General features: G+C 40.3%; 15 protein-coding genes. 6 read left to right on the top strand and 9 right to left on the bottom strand.

Annotated features, from left to right (window positions below; translation table 11 throughout):
• Nucleotides 1–67: 67 nt before the first annotated feature.
• Both IEE83_RS21555 and IEE83_RS21550 read left to right on the top strand, forming a co-directional pair.
• The gene (locus tag IEE83_RS21555; RefSeq protein WP_194122564.1) at nucleotides 68–3,097 is read left to right on the top strand and encodes an amidohydrolase family protein; all 3,030 of its coding nucleotides are present in this window, start codon (nucleotides 68–70) and stop codon (nucleotides 3,095–3,097) included.
• Nucleotides 3,098–3,145: 48 nt separating this feature from the next.
• Nucleotides 3,146–4,471, top strand: coding sequence for an amidohydrolase family protein (locus IEE83_RS21550; RefSeq protein ID WP_194122563.1), 1,326 nt, complete (start codon nucleotides 3,146–3,148; stop codon nucleotides 4,469–4,471).
• Between the two features lie 109 nt (nucleotides 4,472–4,580).
• Here the strand turns inward: IEE83_RS21550 and IEE83_RS21545 are convergent, their stop codons facing one another.
• From IEE83_RS21545 to IEE83_RS21520, 6 genes are all read right to left on the bottom strand, one after another.
• Nucleotides 4,581–5,423, bottom strand: coding sequence for a CvfB family protein (locus IEE83_RS21545; protein WP_194122562.1), 843 nt, complete (start codon nucleotides 5,421–5,423; stop codon nucleotides 4,581–4,583).
• Between the two features lie 156 nt (nucleotides 5,424–5,579).
• Nucleotides 5,580–6,914 (bottom strand): TolC family protein, encoded by a 1,335-nt coding sequence (locus IEE83_RS21540; RefSeq protein WP_194122561.1) that lies wholly within the window; start codon nucleotides 6,912–6,914, stop codon nucleotides 5,580–5,582.
• A gap of 42 nt (nucleotides 6,915–6,956) precedes the next feature.
• Entirely contained in the window at nucleotides 6,957–10,052 is a 3,096-nt protein-coding gene (locus IEE83_RS21535) for an efflux RND transporter permease subunit (RefSeq protein WP_194122560.1), read from the bottom strand.
• Nucleotides 10,053–10,087: 35 nt separating this feature from the next.
• Entirely contained in the window at nucleotides 10,088–11,197 is a 1,110-nt protein-coding gene (locus IEE83_RS21530) for an efflux RND transporter periplasmic adaptor subunit (protein WP_194122559.1), read from the bottom strand.
• Nucleotides 11,198–11,350: 153 nt separating this feature from the next.
• Nucleotides 11,351–12,601 carry a chorismate-binding protein gene (locus IEE83_RS21525; protein ID WP_194122558.1) on the bottom strand — a complete coding sequence of 417 codons (1,251 nt, stop codon included), beginning with the start codon at nucleotides 12,599–12,601 and terminating at the stop codon, nucleotides 11,351–11,353.
• Between the two features lie 60 nt (nucleotides 12,602–12,661).
• Nucleotides 12,662–13,087, bottom strand: coding sequence for a hotdog fold thioesterase (locus tag IEE83_RS21520; RefSeq protein ID WP_194122557.1), 426 nt, complete (start codon nucleotides 13,085–13,087; stop codon nucleotides 12,662–12,664).
• A gap of 83 nt (nucleotides 13,088–13,170) precedes the next feature.
• Between IEE83_RS21520 and IEE83_RS21515 the strand changes: the two genes are divergently transcribed.
• From IEE83_RS21515 to IEE83_RS21500, 4 genes are all read left to right on the top strand, one after another.
• A complete protein-coding gene (locus IEE83_RS21515) occupies nucleotides 13,171–13,815 on the top strand; it encodes a histidine phosphatase family protein (RefSeq protein ID WP_194122556.1) in 645 nt (214 codons plus the stop codon).
• 104 nt (nucleotides 13,816–13,919) lie between these two features.
• Nucleotides 13,920–14,993, top strand: coding sequence for a sensor histidine kinase (locus IEE83_RS21510; protein WP_194122555.1), 1,074 nt, complete (start codon nucleotides 13,920–13,922; stop codon nucleotides 14,991–14,993).
• Nucleotides 14,994–15,077: 84 nt separating this feature from the next.
• Nucleotides 15,078–15,812: a LytR/AlgR family response regulator transcription factor gene (locus IEE83_RS21505; protein WP_194122554.1), complete on the top strand. Its 735-nt coding sequence runs from the start codon at nucleotides 15,078–15,080 to the stop codon at nucleotides 15,810–15,812.
• Nucleotides 15,813–16,049: 237 nt separating this feature from the next.
• Entirely contained in the window at nucleotides 16,050–16,859 is an 810-nt protein-coding gene (locus IEE83_RS21500) for a DUF3298 and DUF4163 domain-containing protein (RefSeq protein WP_194122553.1), read from the top strand.
• 1 nt (nucleotide 16,860) lies between these two features.
• On the opposite strand, the gene radC is transcribed toward IEE83_RS21500, so the two are convergent.
• From radC to IEE83_RS21485, 3 genes are all read right to left on the bottom strand, one after another.
• A complete protein-coding gene (gene radC, locus IEE83_RS21495) occupies nucleotides 16,861–17,565 on the bottom strand; it encodes a RadC family protein (RefSeq protein WP_194122552.1) in 705 nt (234 codons plus the stop codon).
• 71 nt (nucleotides 17,566–17,636) lie between these two features.
• A complete protein-coding gene (locus IEE83_RS21490; protein WP_228101922.1) occupies nucleotides 17,637–19,040 on the bottom strand; it encodes a hypothetical protein in 1,404 nt (467 codons plus the stop codon).
• Nucleotides 19,041–19,323: 283 nt separating this feature from the next.
• Nucleotides 19,324–20,070, bottom strand: coding sequence for a zinc ribbon domain-containing protein (locus tag IEE83_RS21485; RefSeq protein ID WP_194122551.1), 747 nt, complete (start codon nucleotides 20,068–20,070; stop codon nucleotides 19,324–19,326).
• Nucleotides 20,071–20,150: the final 80 nt, after the last annotated feature.

Here is a 20,150-nt window from a genome sequence, read left to right as displayed (position 1 = left end):
TTGTATATTGTCTGAACATTCCCTTATTATCAATAAACTGTTATTCTTTTCCAAAACTCCTATTTCTATGATGAAAAAATTATCAACGTTAGTGTTTGGACTGACCTTAACTTCGTTGTGCCATGCCCAGGAAACTTTTCCACGCAATGGTACTTATGATGAAAGAACAGGGCGGTACGCATTCACGAATGCAAACATTGTAGTCGATTCCAAAACAACAATTCCCAATGGTACCCTGCTCATCGAAAACGGAATTATCCGGGAAGTGAGCAAGCAGGTGAAAATTCCATCCGGTGTTGTGGTGATCGACCTTAAAGGAAAATACATTTACCCATCTTTAATTGATCTGGATTCTGATTACGGAATGCCGGAAGTGAAAAATGAAGCCAGAGGACGCGGGCGTCAGACTCCACAGCTGGAATCAAATAAAAAAGGTGCTTTTGGCTGGAATCAGGCTGTACAACCAGAAAATGATGCAAGCCAGGTTTTTAGTCCTGATGCCAAAAAAGGTGGTGATTTACGTAAAATCGGTTTTGGAACCGTATTGACTTATTCGCACGACGGGATTGTAAGAGGAAGTGGTGCTGTGGTAACGCTTACCGACGAATCTGCCAACAAAGCACTTTTGAATGGAAAAGCATCAGCTCATTTTTCATTTAGCAAAGGAACGTCTGGCCAAAATTATCCTTCATCCGGAATGGGTGCGGTAGCATTGCTTCGCCAGAATTATTATGATGCTGACTGGTATGCAAAAGGCGGAAAAGCGAAGGAAACAAACCTTTCGCTGGAAGCTTTCAATCAGATAAAAACTTTGCCCTCATTTTTTGAAACCAATGATAAGTATAGCCTGCTTCGTGCCGACAAGATCGGAGACGAATTTGGAACGCAGTATATTATCAAAGGTGGCGGGGATGAATATCAGCGTCTGGAAGAAGTAAAAGCAAGTAAAGCCACATTGATTTTACCATTGGATTTCCCGGCAGCTTATGACGTTACAGATCCATGGGATGCAGACGCAATCTCAGTCGCGCAGTTGAAACATTGGGAAATGGCTCCTGCTAATGCTTCTGTTCTTACTAAAAGCGGAATTACTTTTGCTTTTACAGCTGCTGATTTGAAAAATAAATCTGATTTCTGGTCTAAAATCCGTTCAGCTATTGAATATGGTTTGCCAAAAGAAAAAGCACTTGAAGCTTTAACAACGACGCCTGCTCGTTTGATAAAAGCAGAAGGACAGGTGGGAAGTTTGAAAGCGGGTATGCTTGCTAATTTCCTGATCACGTCTGAAGATTTGTTCAGTAAGGATAATGTGATTTATGAAAACTGGATTCAGGGAAAGAAATTTATTCTTGCACCAATTGATGCGCCTGATCTTCGCGGAACCTATTCGTTTTCGATCAATAAAGCGGCAACCGGAAAGATTGAAATATCTGGTTCTGTCGACAAACCTGATTACAAAATCACGATAAAAGATACGGTAAAAGTTACGCCAAAAGTAATGCTTGCCAATGATCTGCTGACGCTGACCTATCAACCTGAAAAGAAAACGCCGGGAACTGTAAGATTAACAGGATGGATTGCCGGAAAAGGCTTGGCTGGTGAAGGTGTGATGCCGGATGGTTCGCCGCTTACATGGAGCGCAACTTTAACAGAGCCTTACAAATCAGTAGCTAAGAAAGATACGGCTGTTGCAAAAATTAAAGAAACCGGACCGGTAATATATCCTTTTGTTGGATTTGGAAATGAACAGCTTCCAAAATCTGAAACCGTATTTGTGAAAAATGCAACGGTTTGGACTAATGAAAAAGACGGTGTTTTACAAAATGCTGACGTGATTATCCAAAATGGAAAAATTGCGAAAGTTGGAAAAGGATTGTCAGCTCCTTCTGGTGCGCGTACGGTGGACGGAACAGGAAAACATTTAACAAACGGGATTATCGACGAGCATTCGCACATTGCGTTGTTTGCCATCAACGAAGGTTCTCAAACAAGTTCTGCCGAAGTTCGGATGAGTGATGTGATCAATCCTGATGATGTAAATATTTACCGTCAGCTGGCTGGTGGTGTTACTACCTCACATTTGCTTCATGGTTCTGCCAATGCAATAGGCGGACAAAGTGCTTTGGTGAAATTGAAATGGGGCGCTACACAATCAGAAATGCTGATTCCGGAAGCTAAAACAATCAAATTCGCTTTGGGTGAAAACGTAAAACAATCCAACTGGGGAGATGTTGCACGTGTTCGTTTCCCACAAACAAGAATGGGTGTTGAGCAGGTTTATTATGACCATTTCACGCGTGCAAAAGAATATGCGAAAGGATGGAAAGATTATAACAGCGCTTCGAAAAAAACAGGTCTGGAAGTTCCTCGTCGTGATCTTGAACTGGAAGCTCTGGCTGAAATTCTTGACAACCAGCGTTTCATAACCTGTCACTCTTATGTACAGTCGGAAATAAATATGCTGATGCACGTAGCTGATTCGCTGAAATTTAAGATCAATACTTTCACACACATTTTGGAAGGTTACAAAATGGCCGACAAAATGAAGACCCGAAATATTGGCGGATCAACTTTTGCTGACTGGTGGGCATACAAAATGGAAGTAAAAGAAGCGATTCCTTACAATGCGGCCTTGATGTATCATGAAGGTGTTACCGTTGCGATTAACTCCGATGATGCCGAAATGGCCAGAAGATTAAATCAGGAAGCTGCAAAAACCGTTGTATTTGGTGGCGTGCCGGAAGAAGAAGCATGGAAAATGGTAACATTAAATCCAGCGAAACTTCTGCATGTAGATAATAGATTGGGTAGTATTAAAGCTGGAAAAGATGCTGATCTTGTACTTTGGAGCACACATCCTTTGTCGATTTATGCACGCCCTGAATTTACAATGATTGAAGGTGCTGTTTATTTTGATCGTAAGGAAGACGTCGCAAAACAGGCAAAAGTAGCCGCAGAACGTGAACGCTTGATTCAGAAAATGCTGAGTGACAAGGCAGATGGCAAGCCAACACAAAAGGCGCCAATGACTATGCCTCGTATGTGGCACTGCGAAGATATTATCGGAATTCATGCGGAACATGAGGAAGGAAAATAAAAGATTTCTGATTAATTCTTCCATCATTTACTCATTCAAAATTGTCTTATGAAAACAACAAAATATATAAAGCTGAATTCAGTACTGCTAAATTTTGCAGCTGTTTTCTGCCTTGCCACCTCAGGTTTTGCGCAGAATCCGGCTCCGGCGAAACCGCAAACCAGACCGATTGTTTTAACCGGCGCAACCATCCATTTGGGAAATGGACAAGTGATAGAAAACGGCGCGATTTCTTTTGATAAAGGTATCATTACGCAGGTAGGGCCGGCGACTTCCGCCACAACAAGCAATGTTGAGGTAATTGATGTTAAAGGAAAGCATATTTTTCCCGGCATTATTTCCATGAATACAACCGTAGGTATCCAGGAAATCGCTTCTGTACGTGCAACACTGGATTACTCGGAAGTTGGTGAAATTAACCCGCATGTTCGTGCCTTGGTAGCTTACAATACGGATTCAGAAGTTATACCTACTTTGCGTAATACGGGGATTTTATTGTCTCAGGCGGTTCCTCAGGGCGGAATTATTTCGGGATCTTCGTCAGTTTTCTATACCGATGGCTGGAACTGGGAAGATGCGGTTTTGAAAAAAGACGACGGGATCTGGATTAACTGGCCTCCGTATTTGTCCACCAGTTTCAATTATGAAGATTTTTCAATTTCGTTGAAAAAGAATGAAAAACGTCAGGAAGCAATCGATTTGTTCAGAACTACCTTTTCCGAGGCGAAGGGATATGCAGGAATTAGCAAACCTTCTCCAATGAACATTCGTCTTGATGCGATGAAGGATCTTTTTGCAGGAAAAGCTAACCTTTATATCCGCGCAGATTATGCAAAGGATATTATTGAATCGGTGAAATTTGCTCAGGAATTTGGCATCAAAAAAATCGTGATTGTGGGCGGAGATCAGTCAAACAAAATCACTGCGTTTTTGAAAGAAAATAATATTCCTGTTGTTTTAAACCAATCACACCGTCTTCCAAATGCAATAGACGAGGACGTTTATCTTCCTTACGGACTTCCTGGAATTTTGACAAAAGCTGGTGTGAAAGTAGCGATAAGTTATTCTGACGAATGGTGGAGAACACGTAACCTTGCGTTTTTGGCAGGCACTTCTTCTGGCTTCAGTGATATCAAACCGGACGAAGCTTTGCAGCTGATCACAAAAAATGCCGCCGAAATTATGGGCATTGATCAATATGTAGGGACTCTTGAAAAAGGTAAACAGGCTTCTTTAATTGTCACAGGTGGAGATTTGCTTGATATGCGTGGAAATTCCGTTTCCATGGTATTTATCAAGGGAGGAAAGGTAAACCTGGACGACAAACAAAAACGACTGTACGACAAATACAAAGAAAAATACGGTCAAAAGTAGAAGGTTACATAGAGGTACACAGAGTAAAAAGGAGAGGGCCACAGAGAATTTTTTATAAATCTCTGTGGCCCTCTCCTTTTTCTCCGTGGTTCTCTGAGTAACCTACAAATTATTCTCCTTCTACCGAATAAATTCCGTCTTCCGCGATTCGGATCAGCCCTTGTTTGTATAGGCCGCCGATTGCTTTTTTGAAGACTTTTTTACTGATTCCCAGTTGTTTGTTAATATCTTCCGGAGCACTGCTGTCGGATAAATTCAGGTAACCGTTATTCTTTTTCAGATCGTCCAGAATACGCTGTCCGGTAGGTTCGACAACATTTGCATATCCCTGTTTTTCCAAGCTGATATCCAGTCTGTTTTCGTCTCTGATCTTTTTGATATAACCTTTCAGGCTGTCGCCAATGCTTAGTGGCTTGAATACTTCGTTGGCATATATTAATCCCTTATGAAACTGGTTCACTACAACATTGTAGCCCAGATCTGTTTTTTTCCAGACAAGCACATCTACTTCATCGCCTTCCTTAACCAGCAAACGCTCGTTTTCAAGATATCTGTCGAGCTTGGTGGTTGCGATCAGGCGTGAAGTTTTCTGATCTAAATATAAAAAAACAACGTGCCATTCATCAATTTCCATGGGCGTGGTTTGTTCTCTGAAAGGCACGAAAAGGTCTTTTTCCAAACCCCAGTCCAAAAATGCCCCATGTTCAGAAACATCCTTTACCCGAAGATTAGCAAACTGGTTACGTACGATTTTTGGTGTTTCCGTAGTAGCAACCGGACGATCTTCTGAATCATTATAGACAAAAACCTTGATGACGTCATCAATCTGCATGTCATCGGTTTTGTATTTATTGGGAAGCAGTACTTCTTCACCTTCCACATCACCCAAAAAGAAACCTACGCTGGTATCACGAAGGATGGTGAGGTTGTTATATTTTCCTATAAAAAGCATTCTTTCTTATTATGTTTGACGCAAAGGTAACGGTATAAACCCGGATTTGCATTTTATTAATCGACTAACCTTTTTTCCTCTTTTCCTTAAAGCATCAAACCACCTGAAATAGCTTAGGTGGTTTGGGAAATATTAATAACAAGAAAATCGGAAAGACTATAACATCAATGTATTTGTCAACCTTTTCAATTCAATTTCCGAAGATTTTGCTGCATAGTTCAGGTTGATCAAACGATAACCCGCTTCTTCAAAACTACGCTGAGCTTCTCTAACATCAATAATAGTTGCCTGAATTAACTGGAAACGCTGTAATGTCAGATCAAGAAGCTGCTGGCTTAATTTGTAATTTGCTTTTTGAGATTCCAATTGTTCTAAAGAACTTTTGTATGTCTGGAACATTTTCACAGCTTGCGAAGAATAATCACGAATCAGAACCTGTTTTTGAGATTTTGCTGAATTGGCATTGATTTCTGCAACTTGTTGCTGGCGTTTAAAGGCGCCACCGTTATATATCGGAACGTTTAAGGTAACACCTGCACTTGGCGCAGTAACTTTGTTCAAAAGCGTAAAACCTGCTGAACTTTGGGCACGTGTATAGTTATATCCAAGGTTTAAACGAACAGTAGGATAACGCAACGCAGCAGTTTCACGAATAATTAATTCCGAAATTCTGATCTGGCTGTCGGCTGCTTTTATATCTGCATTAACGGCAAGTTTTTCAAGAACATTATCAATATTAATCGTCTGATCTACCAGAATTGTATCTCTGACAGCAACCGGAGATTTTGGATCCATTGCCAGCAGTCTTAATAATTCAGATTTAGAAACATCTACTGCCAGTTGTTGATTTGTCAAAGTCTGCGAAAGCGTATTTAAATCGATCTGCGCCTGAAATAAATCCGCATTATTTGCCATTCCCGCCGTTTTTCTTACTTCGATAATTTCAAGACGTTTTTGAGAAGCAATGATAGAAAACCGAACCGTATTCATGTAACTCAACTGGCGGACAACATCATAATAACTTGTCATCACCGCTGCAATCACATTCTGAATTTGAGAATTTAAAACTTCACTGCTTTGGTTTTGCAATTCCGCCAAGCGCATTTTTGTTGCCACTACTCTTTTCCCATTGTATAACAGAAGACTTGCTGTGATCCCTGCATTGGTGTTATTACCATCAGCACCCCTTCTTTTGGTACCAGGTCCGGTTTGAAGTTCCTGGGTGATATTCTGAATTTGTTCAACATTGGAAGCGGTACCGGCTATTGTTGGCAACCCTCCGGCCACACCGTAATTGTTAAGGAGTGTGTTGGCTTCCACATCATTTTTGGCAATTTGTATTTCCAGACTGTTTTTCAACGCAATCGCAATAGCATCATCCAGTGTGATCAAAGAATCGGCTGGCGCCTGATGACTCATGGCTGAGCTTCCGGTCAGGAGAAGAAAAATTGCAATTTTAAAACTACTATTCAAATTTTTGAGCGGGTTCATGCAAAACCTATATTGACTTATGATGAATAAACAATTCGTTTTTTAAACAGTGGCCGGAGCTTCTTCCGCGGCCGCGAGTTCTTCTCTGTGTTTGTTATGTTTTGGAGAAATAAACGTATAGATCGCCGGAATTACAAACAAAGTTAATATTAAAGAAAACGTCAATCCGCCTACAATTACAACGCCAAGCGGCACACGACTGGTGGCTGCTGCTCCAAGGCTTAGCGCAATTGGCAATGCGCCGAATGCTGTTGCAAGACTTGTCATCAAAATAGGGCGAAGACGCTGCGTTGCTGATTCAATTACGGCTGGTAATCTTTTCATACCGTGTTCACGCTTTTGATTAGCAAATTCCACAATCAAAATACCATTTTTCGTCACAAGCCCGATCAGCATGATCATACCGATCTGAGAGAAAATATTGATAGTCAGTTTGAATATGTACAGACTTAAAAGTGCTCCTGCCAAAGCAAGCGGTACCGTAATCATGATGATAAACGGATCTGTAAAACTTTCAAATTGTCCGGCCAGTACCAGATAAACAAGCAGCAAAGCAAGTCCGAATGCAAAGCTTGTGTTGGAAGAACTTTCTTCATAATCACGGGAAGGACCGCTTAATGAAGTCTGGAAAGTTTCGTCAAGCAATTTGTTTGCAATGTTACGCATAGCCAAAACGCCATCACCAACGGTTTTTCCTTCTACGAGAGAGGCAGAAATTGTTGCGCTCTTATATCGGTTGTAGTGATAAAGTGTAGGAGGACCGCTTTGTTCCACCATGTTCACAACGGCTGTCAACGGAATATTCTGACCACGATTATTTCTTACATATAGTTTTTCAATATCCGCAGGTTTATCACGATCCGCACGTTCAACCTGTCCGATTACCTGATACTGTTGTCCGTTCCTGATAAAATACGCCAATCTTCTACCACTAAATGCAGCCTGAATTGTTGCAGCAACGTCAGTAGTGGAAAGACCAAGATCACGTGCTTTTAAGCGGTCAATAGTCAGTTGAACTTCCGGTTTGTTGAATTTTAAATTAACATCGACATTCTGGAAAACTGGATCTTTTCTGGCTTCTTCAAGGAACTTTGGCAATACTTCTGACAATTTCGCGAAATCAAGATTTTGAAGAATAAACTGAACGGGAAGTGCGCCACGAGAACCGATACCCACTGCAATTGTTTGCTCCTGAACTGCGAAAATCCGGGCGTCGTTGAACTGCGGAAGTTTTTTGTTAATCGCCATTGCAATATCGTTCTGGCTTCTTTTCCTTTCACCAGCGGGTACTAATCCAATACGACCGGAGGCAGCATTAACACCGCCGCCACCAAAACCCGGCGTGGAAGAAAATACAAAATCACGTTCAGGAATTGAGTCATTCAAATAATCTACAACTTCGTCGGCAATACCCTGCATTTTATCATAACTGGTTCCTTCCGGTGCAGACATGCTCAAACGAACGCTATTTCTGTCCTCCATCGGTGCCAGTTCGCTCGGCAAATGTTTGTAGGTGAAATAAATAAGACCCACGCAGGCAAGTACTAAAATCCAGGCCATCCAGCGTACCTTAATAAAACTGGTAAGGATTCGGTTATATCCATCTTCCATCCCGGTGAAAAATGGTTCGGTTTTGTTATAAAACCATCCGTGACCAGCATTTTTACGATTCAGGAATACGTTAAGAACCGGTGTGATTGTCAGGGAAACGAAAGCAGAAATCAATACCGCAGATGCTACCACAATACCAAATTCACGGAACAAACTTCCCACAAAACCTTCAAGGAAAATAACGGGAAGGAATACAACGGCCAGTGTCAAAGAAGTCGAAATAACGGCGAAGAAAATTTCCTTACTACCTTCAAGCGCCGCCTGTCGGATCGGAAGACCCTCTTCAAGCTTCCGGAAAATATTTTCTGTTACCACAATACCATCATCCACCACAAGTCCGGTTGCCAAAACAATTCCCAGAAGCGTAAGGATATTAATAGAAAAACCAAAAAGGTACATGACAAAAAATGTTGCGACCAATGAGATTGGAATATCGATCAGAGGACGAACCGCAACCAGGAAATTCCGGAAGAAGAATAAGATTACGATAACAACCAGTGCGAAAGAAATGATCAGCGTTTCTTCCACCTCTTCCACAGACTGACGAACAAGACGGGTATTATCAATTAAAACATTGAAAGTAATGTCCGACTTATTCGATTTAGCAATCTCTTCAAGGCGTTTATTGAATTCTTCTGATATCTTAACGTAGTTGGCTCCGGGCTGTGGAATTACGGCCAGACCTACCGCGTAAACACCATTATATTTCCAGCTCTGCTCTTCTGTTTCAGGACCCAGTTCAACTTTTGCAATATTACTTAGCCGGACAATTCCCGTACTGTCATTTTTAACAATCAGATCGCTAAATTCTTTTTCAGAAGTCAGGCGGCCCATTGTACGGATGGTGAGCTCGGTTTCATTACCGTAAATTTTACCCGCCGGTAATTCTACGTTTTCAGCAGTCAGTGTTGTATTAATATCATTGAACGAAACGTTATAAGCGCTCATCTGATCAGGATTCAGCCAGATACGCATCGCATATCTTTTCTGACCAAAAATATTAATCGCACTTACTCCATCAATCGTTTGGAGACTTTGCTGTAAAACATTTTCGGCATATTCACTCAATTCCAAAAGACCTTTTGATGGACTTTGAACGGCCAGAAGCAAAATGAAATCACTATTTGCATCCGCTTTTGCTACAACGGGAGGTGCATCAATATCCTGAGGAAGATTTCGCTGCGCCTGACTTACTTTGTCACGCACGTCATTAGCCGCAGCTTCAAGGTCAATTTCCAGATTGAATTCAACCGTAATATTACTCGCGCCAATCTGGCTCGACGAGCTTATACTTTTAATACCAGGAATACCATTGATACTTTTTTCAAGTGGTTCAGTAATCTGGCTTTCAATAATATCGGCATTGGCACCTGTGTAGCTGGTGCGGACGTTCACAATAGGAGGGTCAATGGCTGGGTAATCTCTCAGAGACAGAAAGTTATAACCTACCACTCCAAAAAGGATGATAAGCAGGTTCATAACGACGGCAAGTACTGGCCGGTTCAGCGATAATTCCGAAATATTCATAGGTTGGTTGTCTAGGAAATGGGCATTGGATGCCGTTATTCGGCTTTTGTTGAATTCAGGGTTTTTACTGCTCTCACTTTCACAGGTGCATCGGGACGGGCGAACAATACCCCGGAAACAACTACGGAATCTCCAACGTTAATACCACTTGTAACTTCTACAAAATCAGCTTTACGAACGCCGGTTTGAATACTTACGAAAACTGCCTTTCCACCTTTTACCGTTACCACTTTTTTATCCCTTGATTCAGGAATGATGCAATTGGTAGGAATCAGGATACTGCTTTTTTGCGCTCCTGCATTAAGAAGAACTTTCGCGAATGAACCAGGGCTCGGTGCTCCTGAATCCAGTACAGCTCTCACCGTAATATTTCTGGTCGACTGATCAATTTTTGGCTCAGTTGCAATAATTCTTGCTTTCTGAATTGTTCCTTTTTGATCAATGATAACATCAACAGTACTTCCCTTCTGAACAAATGCCTGATAAACTTCCGGAACAGTAAAATCAATCCGTAAGTTATTCAATTGCTGCATAGTAGCAATGACTGTCAGTGGAGAAACGTAGGATCCTGCACTTACTTTTCGCAAACCAACCACACCTGTAAATGGTGCACGAATTATTGTTTTATCAATTAAAGCCTGTGTATAGGCCATATCAGCTTTTAGGGAATTTGAGTTGTTGACAGCAAGATCATAATCAGCCTGGTTAACACCATTGACTGCTATTAGTTTTTTCAACCTGTCCTCAGTTACCAAAGCCATATCCAGAAGAATTTTTGATTTATTCATCTGCGCTGTAAGGTCTGCGCTGTTAATTCTGCCAATGACCGTTCCTTTCTGAATGGTTTTACCTTCGGGAACGTCAAGAAAAGTTAATAATCCGCTTACTTCCGGGTGCAATTCAGCAAATTCATTGGCGACTACCGTACCATTAACTTCAACTTTATCGCTCACATTTTCTCTTGCTGCGATGATTACATCGACAGTAGTAGGCGTAGATTTGCTGTCATTTTTTTTGAATGTATCTTTTTTTTCTCCGCATGAAAAAAGTACGGTGCTTAAAAACGATGAAAAAAGTATTGGAAGAAAAGATTTTTTAAAATTAGATCGACACAAATAATCAGGCCCTGGAAGAATGCGATTCATAGAGGTAGTACTATTTCAAGGAATTTTTAAATAATTAAATTGTTAGGAATAGTTAACAATCAGAAAACGTGGAAGTTTTGTGATTGTTATGTAAATGTAATACGCCTTGGATAGTTTTCTACTATAAAAGTTTAATGCCCCGATGTAATTTTTTTAAAATTCTTTCCCGATCACTTTCAAAAGTGTATCACATTTAAGTTCAGTTTCTTCCCATTCTCTTTCCGGAATTGAGTCCTCCGTAATGCCGGCACCCGCGAAAAACGTTGCAATGCCATCTTTCAGCCTTACGGTTCGAAGGTTTACGAATAAATTCGAGTCTCCTTCAACCTGAACAGGCCCTAGGAAGCCGCTGTAAAAAGATCTGTCATAACCTTCAATTTCAGAAATGAATTTTAGACTTGGTATTTTGGGTACGCCGCAGATTGCAGAAGTAGGGTGGAGCAGGCGAAGCATAACGGACGAAAGCTCCGGAAAATTGAGCGCATTGGTGTCCACTTCAAAATCGCTTCTAAGATGATAAAGGTTACCTGCTAAAACGGTTTTGGGGCCGGTTTCAAGATATTCCCTCAATCGAATTTTTTTAAAGCATTCAATAATATAACGACTTACCAAAGCCTGCTCTTCGATTTCTTTTTGTCCCCAGCGAATGTCATATTTTGGAAGCAGGATGCCGTTCTTATCTTTGGCTTTTTGGGTACCGGCCAGCGACATGGTTTTGAAAGTACCATCTGCCGTTTGTTGTACCAAGGCTTCGGGACTGGCACCCAGCCACAATTCTTTCTGTTCCGGTAAATTTACCAGCGAAACAAAAGCGTGAGCGTATGCTTTTGCCAGTTTTTGAAAAGCTTTTGCCGGTTGAAAATGTTCGGTGTAGGTAAGCTTTTTTGTTCTTGATAAAACTACTTTGTGAAACTGTTTTTGTTTTATAGCCGAAACAGCAAGTTCCACTGTTCTCTCAAAACGTGCTTTTGTATCGTGATCCGGAAGCGTGGCCGTTAAAAGAGGGAGATTTTCTAAATTTCCGCGATTGTCTTTTTCCTTGATCTGAGAAGCAGAATGAACAAGTTTTTTAATTTCCGGATGTTCTTCACCCAGCTTATTATCAAGTTGTTCAAGCTGACCGTTTTCAGAATAAACAGCAATAATATCACCTTCCATAAAAAGCACATTATCGTTTTCATTCCAATGAAAAGGGCTGATCATGAATCCCGAAGAAAGTTTTTCCATATCCGGCTGGCAGCTGCGGATTCCTTCTCTGATTGATATTAATAATTTTATTTCGCTGGTATAAGGAAGTTTCCACATGGCACATGGAAAACCCAGTTCTTTTGCTGCTTTCCAAAGTTCTTCTGCTTCAAAACGTTCTAAAATGGACTGAGCCGTTCTAATTTGAGTCGAAATCATCTATATAATCTTTAACAGGCATCAAACCCGTTCTGAATTTCTTTCTTGAATTGGTTGAAATTAACGATTCGCATCTACAATTGCGACTGTTAAACGACTTATGCAAACCAGTTTATTTTCTTCATTCGTGATTTTTATATCCCAGATATGCGTCGTCCTTCCAACATGTATAGGTGTAACACGTCCGTAAACAAATCCGTTCTTTGCCGGGCGAAGATGATTTGCATTTATTTCCAGTCCTACTGCATGCTGATTGTCCCGGTCTTTCAGGCATAAAAAAGACGCAATACTTCCCAGTGTTTCTGCCAAAACAACAGACGCACCGCCATGCAAAATCCCGAATGGCTGATGCGTACGATGATCAACTGGCATTTTGGCCACAATATAATCTGTTCCTATTTCCAGAAATTCAATACCAATATGATCGGCAATTGTGTTTTTGCTAAAAGAATGAATGGCGTCAAGAGAAATGGATGTTGCGAACATATAAAAATTGTATAAATTTGTATCTGCTATATTAGTCAAAAACAAGGTATTTGCAAAAATAATATTTAAATAATACAATTATTTTGAAAAGAAAGTCTATATATCTCATTCGCCACGGTGAAACTGATCTTAATCGCAGAGGAGTAGTACAGGGAAGTGGTGTGGATTCTAGTTTGAACGAATGGGGAGAGGCTCAGGCCGCTGCTTTTTTTAATGCTTATCAGCATGTACCTTTTGACAAAATATATACTTCAAATTTACAGCGAACGCAGCAGTCTGTCCGCGGTTTTATAAATCAGGGTATTGCGCATGAAAGTTATGCCGGACTGAATGAAATTTCCTGGGGACTTCGCGAAGGTAAAGAACCTAACACGGGGGATTCAAGTTACTATCGAGATCTTGTACTTGCGTGGAAAGCAGGTGATTTTGACAGTGCTGCCGAAGGCGGAGAAAGTCCGAATCAGGTTCGTGACCGTCAGATTCCGGTGATAGAAACAATTCTATCCCGTCCTCACGAAAGAAATATTCTAATTGCCATGCACGGCCGTGCGATGCGCGTGTTATTAACCATTCTTTTCAAGGAATCGCTGATCCATATGGACGATTACGAGCACAGTAATCTGTGTTTGTACCGCATCAATTATTCTTATGACACTGGTCTTTTTGAAATGGAAGTGAGAAACGATACAACGCACCTGCTTTCACTGGAAATTCCTCAAACCTTGTAGGAGACCGTTTGTGTAGGGGCAGTTCCTTTGATGTATTTATGGCGGAAAACTGGCTGTGGTTCCATATTTTTGTGGCTTAGTCATTCAGCTGTAACCTTTAACTCATGTCCAAAAGGAAAATTTACTGGACTTTACAAATTGTGGGCTGGACAGTGCTCATTATGTATGAGTTTGTTCTGTACACACTTGAATACGGTTTTGATCTTACCAATTTATACAGCAGCCTTGCCAATATCCTTTTAGGTATCACGCTGACCCATATTTACCGTCTTGTAATTCGCCGATGGAACTGGTCTACGCTGCCTTTGCCAAGGCTGGCATTACGCGTTGTTGTTTCCGTTTTATTTTTGGGTTTAATTATGACGGTGGTTAACCTTCCTCTGGATAGAAAAATTTTAGAGGAAAACCTGATGAATCAGCCTTTTGTGTTCTGGAATTATTATGCAGGCTGGTCCAAAAATCTGCTTGCATGGATACTTTCCTATACCGTTTATCATTATGTTGAACAAAACAGGCTTACTGATTTCGAAAAGATAATGCTCAAAACTTCCATGCGTGAAGCGGAGGCAAAGGTGTTGCGTTCACAGCTTAATCCGCATTTTACTTTTAATGCATTAAATAGCATCCGTGCGCTGGTTTATGAAGATCCTTCTAGAGCGCAAATCAGTATTACACAATTATCCAATATTTTACGAAATTCACTTCTGGCTGATCGCAGGAAAACTGTTGATCTTCAGGAGGAATTGAAAACGGTTGTGGATTATCTTGAATTGGAAAAAGTACGATATGAAGAGCGTTTACAATATACAATTGAATCTAATCCTCAGGCCGTTTACTGGCAAGTTCCGCCTATGATGCTGCAAACGTTGGTGGAAAACGGAATCAAACACGGAGTTTCCAAAGAGATGGGTGGTGGATTTCTGGATGTAAAATCGGATATTGAAGATGATACGCTGATAATTCTTATCCGCAACACTGGAAATCTGATCAGTGCGCCAACAAATCTGGAAAATACGGATTCTGGTGGTGTTGGTTTGAAAAATACTGCCGAACGGCTTTCTATATTATATGGTAAAGGCGCATCATTCCGGATTTTTCAGGAAAAAGAGGGAGTTGTTTGCTCTGAGATACGGATTCCAACACTTTCTGATCAAATGCAGCTTTTGCAGGTGGACTAAAATGTTATCTTTGTAAGTCACCGAAATTCATTTTTAAGTAACGATTCAAGATTTTTATTTAATAAACAATTCCCGAAAACCGCCATGAGAACTCTTATTGTTGATGACGAACGTCTAGCAAGAAATGAACTTAAAAGATTACTTGAACCGTACACAAAAATTGAAATTGTAGGAGAAGCCGCCAACGCGGAGGAAGCTTTGGTAATGATCGATGACCTGCAACCTGAACTTTTATTTCTTGATATACAAATGCCGGGTAAAAACGGTTTTGAACTTTTGTCTTCTATTGAAGGAAAAAGTCCGGAGGTGATTTTTACAACGGCTTATGACGAATATGCGATTAAAGCGTTTGAATACAATGCGCTGGATTATTTGCTGAAACCAATCGATACAGAACGGTTAAAAGAAACAATTCACAGAATTGAAGAAAACCAGGCACATACTGAAATTCCTGTTTCCAATCACGAAAGAGTAGAGAAAATTCTGGGTGAGAACGATCAGGTTTTTGTGAAAGATGGTGAAAAATGCTGGTTTGTGAAGTTGGGAAAAGTGAGATTGTTCGAATCTATGGGTAATTATGTTCGTCTGCATTTTGACGATCAGAAACCTTTGGTTCTTAAATCGCTTAACAATCTGGAAGAAAGACTTGATCCGGGTACTTATTTCAGAGCAAACCGTAAACATATTATAAATCTGCACTGGATAGAAAAAATTGAACCCTGGTTTAGCGGTGGTCTTTTAGTGACTTTACAAGGTGGAGATAAAATTGAAATATCCCGTCGCCAGGCGATTCGGTTTAAGGAATTGATGAGTTTGTAGATTTTTCTTACCCGTCGGACGGCGGAAAAAGCCGTCCGACGGGTCGCCCATTCAGATGTTTTTCGGGCTGCCCGTCCAACGGTTTTTTTACCGTCGGACGGGTTTACAAACTTTGGAATGATAATCCAGGCAATTTACAGCGACAAAGCCTTTGGAATTATTGTTGAGACAGAATCAGTCATACAACCTCTGGAACAATTATTTAGTCGACTCACTCATCAACAAAGAAACACTAACATGCATATTTCTTCAAAACTATTACTATTAAGCAGCCTTATTTACTTCTTCGCCTGCACTCCTTCTACCAAAAAAGAAGAAGTCAAAACAGGAACTAAATCAGGGAAATTTAATAAAATGGAGCTGGGAAATTGTGATACTACGCTAATCGGAGGAGTTAGCCTGGTAATTAATGTATGGGAACCAACCGCTCAGGATACAGTTTCAGGCACAATCCGTGCTTTCCTAAATCAAAAACTAATTGACAGAGTAAACGATTATGCAGATTCTGCAAGCATCGCCGCTCATCCGGGTTCTGATAAAAGTATTAAAAATGCTTACGATGTTTTTGCTTCAAATTACACTAAATTTAAAACACAATTCCCTGATGCGCCGGGTTGCTGGGAAGTGGATTTGAAAGGAGATACTATTATGTATTCTTCAAAAATAATCCAGTATCAAATGGATCATTACGCGTTTACAGGCGGCGCACATCCAAACAGTTTCCGGACTTATTATGTTTTTGATACCCAAACGGGAAAGGAATTAAAATCTTCATCATTCCTCGCTGATTCCGTTGCTTTACTTAAAAAAGTAGAAAAGTCATTTAGAAAACTGGAAAACCTGGCGGATACTGCGAATCTTGAAAACGCCGGGTATTTTTTGACAAATCATAAATTTTTTCTACCTGCCAATTACGCTTTTACCCGAGAAGGAATCTACTTTTATTACAATCCGTACGAAATTGCAGCTTACGCGCGCGGAGCAATCACGTTCACAATTCCATATAAAGAGCTCGAAGGAATTGTAAAAAAGGAATTGATTTTTTAGGCTAAAAAATATTCTCGTCGACAAAACTGAGAAATCCTTTATCTGTGAAAATGACGTGATCTAAGACTGGGAGATCGAGTAATATGCCGCATTCTTTCAGTTGTTGAGTAAGATTTACATCGGCTTCACTGGCTTTCAACTGGCCTGAGGGATGATTGTGGACCAATACAATAGAACTCGCCATGTTTTCAAGTGCATGTTTGAAAACCATTTTAGGATCACAAACTGTTCCGGAAATTCCGCCAACACTTACAGCAACCGATTTCATTACTTCGTTAGCACGGTTCAGCATAATAATCCAGAATTCTTCATGCGATTTGTCTTGAAGATGCTGCCTCATTTCATCGTATACCGCCTGAGATCCATCAATGATTCTGCGCTTATTCGGAATATGGTCCGTTCTTCTGCGGCCAAGTTCAAGTGCGGCAAGGATGGTTATAGCTTTTGCTTCACCAATTCCTTTATTTTTCATCAGGTCTTTCATCCCTTGCCGGGCAAGCTCGCTGATGTTATTATTCACAGCATTCAAAATACCCTTGGCAACATCAACCGCGGATAATTTCACAGTGCCGGAACCTATCAGAATGGCAATTAATTCAGCATTGGACAATGCAGCTTTTCCTTTCAAAAGCAATTTTTCGCGGGGTCGGTCTTCTTCTGCCCAGCTAAGAATTTTACTTGGATTGTAGGAATTATCTTCTGACATACGAAAAGTTTTTAATTCCTATGACGGGAAAACTAGTCTTTGGTCATGCAGAAAGTTAACGGTGATTTTCTTTATTCACCCAATTCCGTCAGCGCAGCTTTTGCCTTGTTATCAATACTATTTTTGTATTCATGTTTTTTATAAGACATGGCTTTTTTGAAATAGCTGATAGCCAAAGTATTATTCTTTTTGTCGCGGGCAATGTAACCCATTTGCAAAGCGGCGGAAGGACCAAATGTCAGTGATGTTCCCTGACTTAGAAATATCGCACGATCGTAATAGGGCATGGCGCGGTCGACCTGATTCATTTTTTGAAGAATCCTGCCTTTCCGGTAATTTAGTTCTGCTTTGTCGCTTGGCGTAGTGAATGATTTTTCGGTATAATTATCAATAAAATTCCAGGCTTCCGTCAAATACCCGCCGTCGGTTGAGTAACGGGCTTTGTAAAGAATTTTCTGATCAGGCAATATTTTCCCGTCTGCATATTCTTCGGACAAACGCTGTGCAAATTTATCGCCTTCAACAATAGTACTTCCTTTGCTTCCTGCCAGCTTTATATATTGAATAGCATCGGAATCACGGTCAGCGAGCCAGCGGCTCATGAAGAGTTTTAAATTGCTGTCTTTAATAAAATTGACACCTTTATATTTCTGTTGAAATTTGGAATAAAAGAAAAACGCGATATCATATTTTCCTTTTTGTAAAGCAATTTCTCCCCGTAAGTAATCCAGAAAGGGAAATGGTAAATAGTCTTCACCATTGGGCGCATAATTAAGGTAATAAAGCGCGTCCTCACTTCTGCCTTCTTTCATTAAAATTGTCGTAGCGAAAAAGTGAAGAAGCAGATTATCAGGCTGATTTTTCGGTAATTGCTGGATTAGCGCTCTTTGGGAATCACTCAGCTGCAAAGTATAAGCGTGCAGAAGAAGATCAATCAACTGCGCTTCCTGTTTGAAAAATGGCTCTTCTTTTTCTACAAACTGTATTTCTTCAATACCCAGTTTTATATTTCCTTTCAAACCAAGTATTTTGGTTACCCAGGTATAATTATCAGGAACAGAACCAATTAATACATGTAAAAGTCCGAGCGATTTTAGGGTAGGATTAAATGCCGGGAATTTTTTCCTGTTATCCTGTAATAAATGATAAGCCTTGATGATATCCCAGGAAGCACTTACTTCATTTCCGAATTTCATTTTAATAAACGCCCAGTGCATTCTGATTTCGGCCTGGAAAAAACGTTTGTAGGGTGAAGAATTTGAAAGTTTGGTCAGATCCAGCAAGCGGCTGTCTTCTTTTTTACTCCATTCTTTAAATGCATTCTTATCTTCTGAAATCAGGAGATAATGCAAATCGGCATAATTGTCGAGATAGGTGATAAAAGCATTTTCCGGATCTGCTTTTCTTTCTTCATCTATTAATGCACGGGCCGGTTCAATTTTTAATTTTTGAATTTCAAAATAGGCCTTTTGCAATTTCGGAGTAAAACGAACATCGTGATAGTTCGCAGCTTTTATTTGTAAGCTACTCAGAAACAGTATAGTAATTAGAAAAAGATTAACTGAAAATTGCGATCTTAACTTACTAACGATTATATATTCTTTCACTGGATTATGGTCGGAGAAAATTAGAGCTGGTTCTGCAAATTTAAGAAGAGAAAGTTATCCAGTACTATTTGACCTGAAATCTATTAAATCAAAAGCACAAAAAAAGGTTGCCTGAAAAAGGCAACCTTCTAATATTATAATTTTCTAAAACCTAGCGGCGTTGGTGAACAGGCTCAACGCTTTCCACATCGGCAAGAATTCTTCCGCAGTGTTCGCAAACGATAAGTTTTTTGCGTTCACGGATATCTGCTTGTCTTTGAGGAGGAACGATGCTGAAACATCCTCCGCAGGCGCCACGTGATACGTGTACAACTGCAAGACCGTTCATCGAATTGTCACGTATTTTTTGATACGATTTCAACAAACGCTCTTCGATTTTTTTAATATGTTTTTCACGTTCCGCCAAAAGTCCTTTTTCCTCAGCTTCGCTTTCGCTTGTGATTAAAGAAAGTTCACCTTTTTTGGCTTTCAAATCTTCATTTCTTTCATTAAGCGTAGATTCTGCACGGTTGGCGTCATCTTCGATCAATCTGATACGTGCTTTGGCTTCGTTGATTTTCTTGTCGGCCAATTGCATATCAAGTTCCTGCAATTCAATTTCCTTCGTGATAGCATCATATTCGCGGTTGTTACGAACATTCATTTGCTGATCTTTGTATTTTTTGATCAGTTTTTCGCCATCCTTCTGGGCATTTTTAAAGCTATCGATTTCTGCATTAAGTGCAGCGATTTCGCTTTTGAATTTTCCTATTCTTGTTTCAAAACCGATGATTTCGTCTTCCAGATCTCTAACTTCTTCGGGAAGATCGCCACGGGTCTTTCTGATTTCGTCCAGGCTTGAATCAATTTCCTGAAGTTTCAGGAGAGCGTCTAATTTTTGTGCGATTGTGTTTTCCATGTATGTCTTTAATGGACTTGTTTCAATGCGTATTATATGAGTGGGACTATAAGGCTGAATCTCTTCTTCTCACTATTTTG

It is taken from the genome of Dyadobacter subterraneus, assembly GCF_015221875.1.
GTDB lineage: Bacteria > Bacteroidota > Bacteroidia > Cytophagales > Spirosomataceae > Dyadobacter > Dyadobacter subterraneus.
The sequence above is the reverse complement of the archived record's forward strand: the minus strand, read 5'-3'. Positions and strand labels throughout refer to the sequence as shown.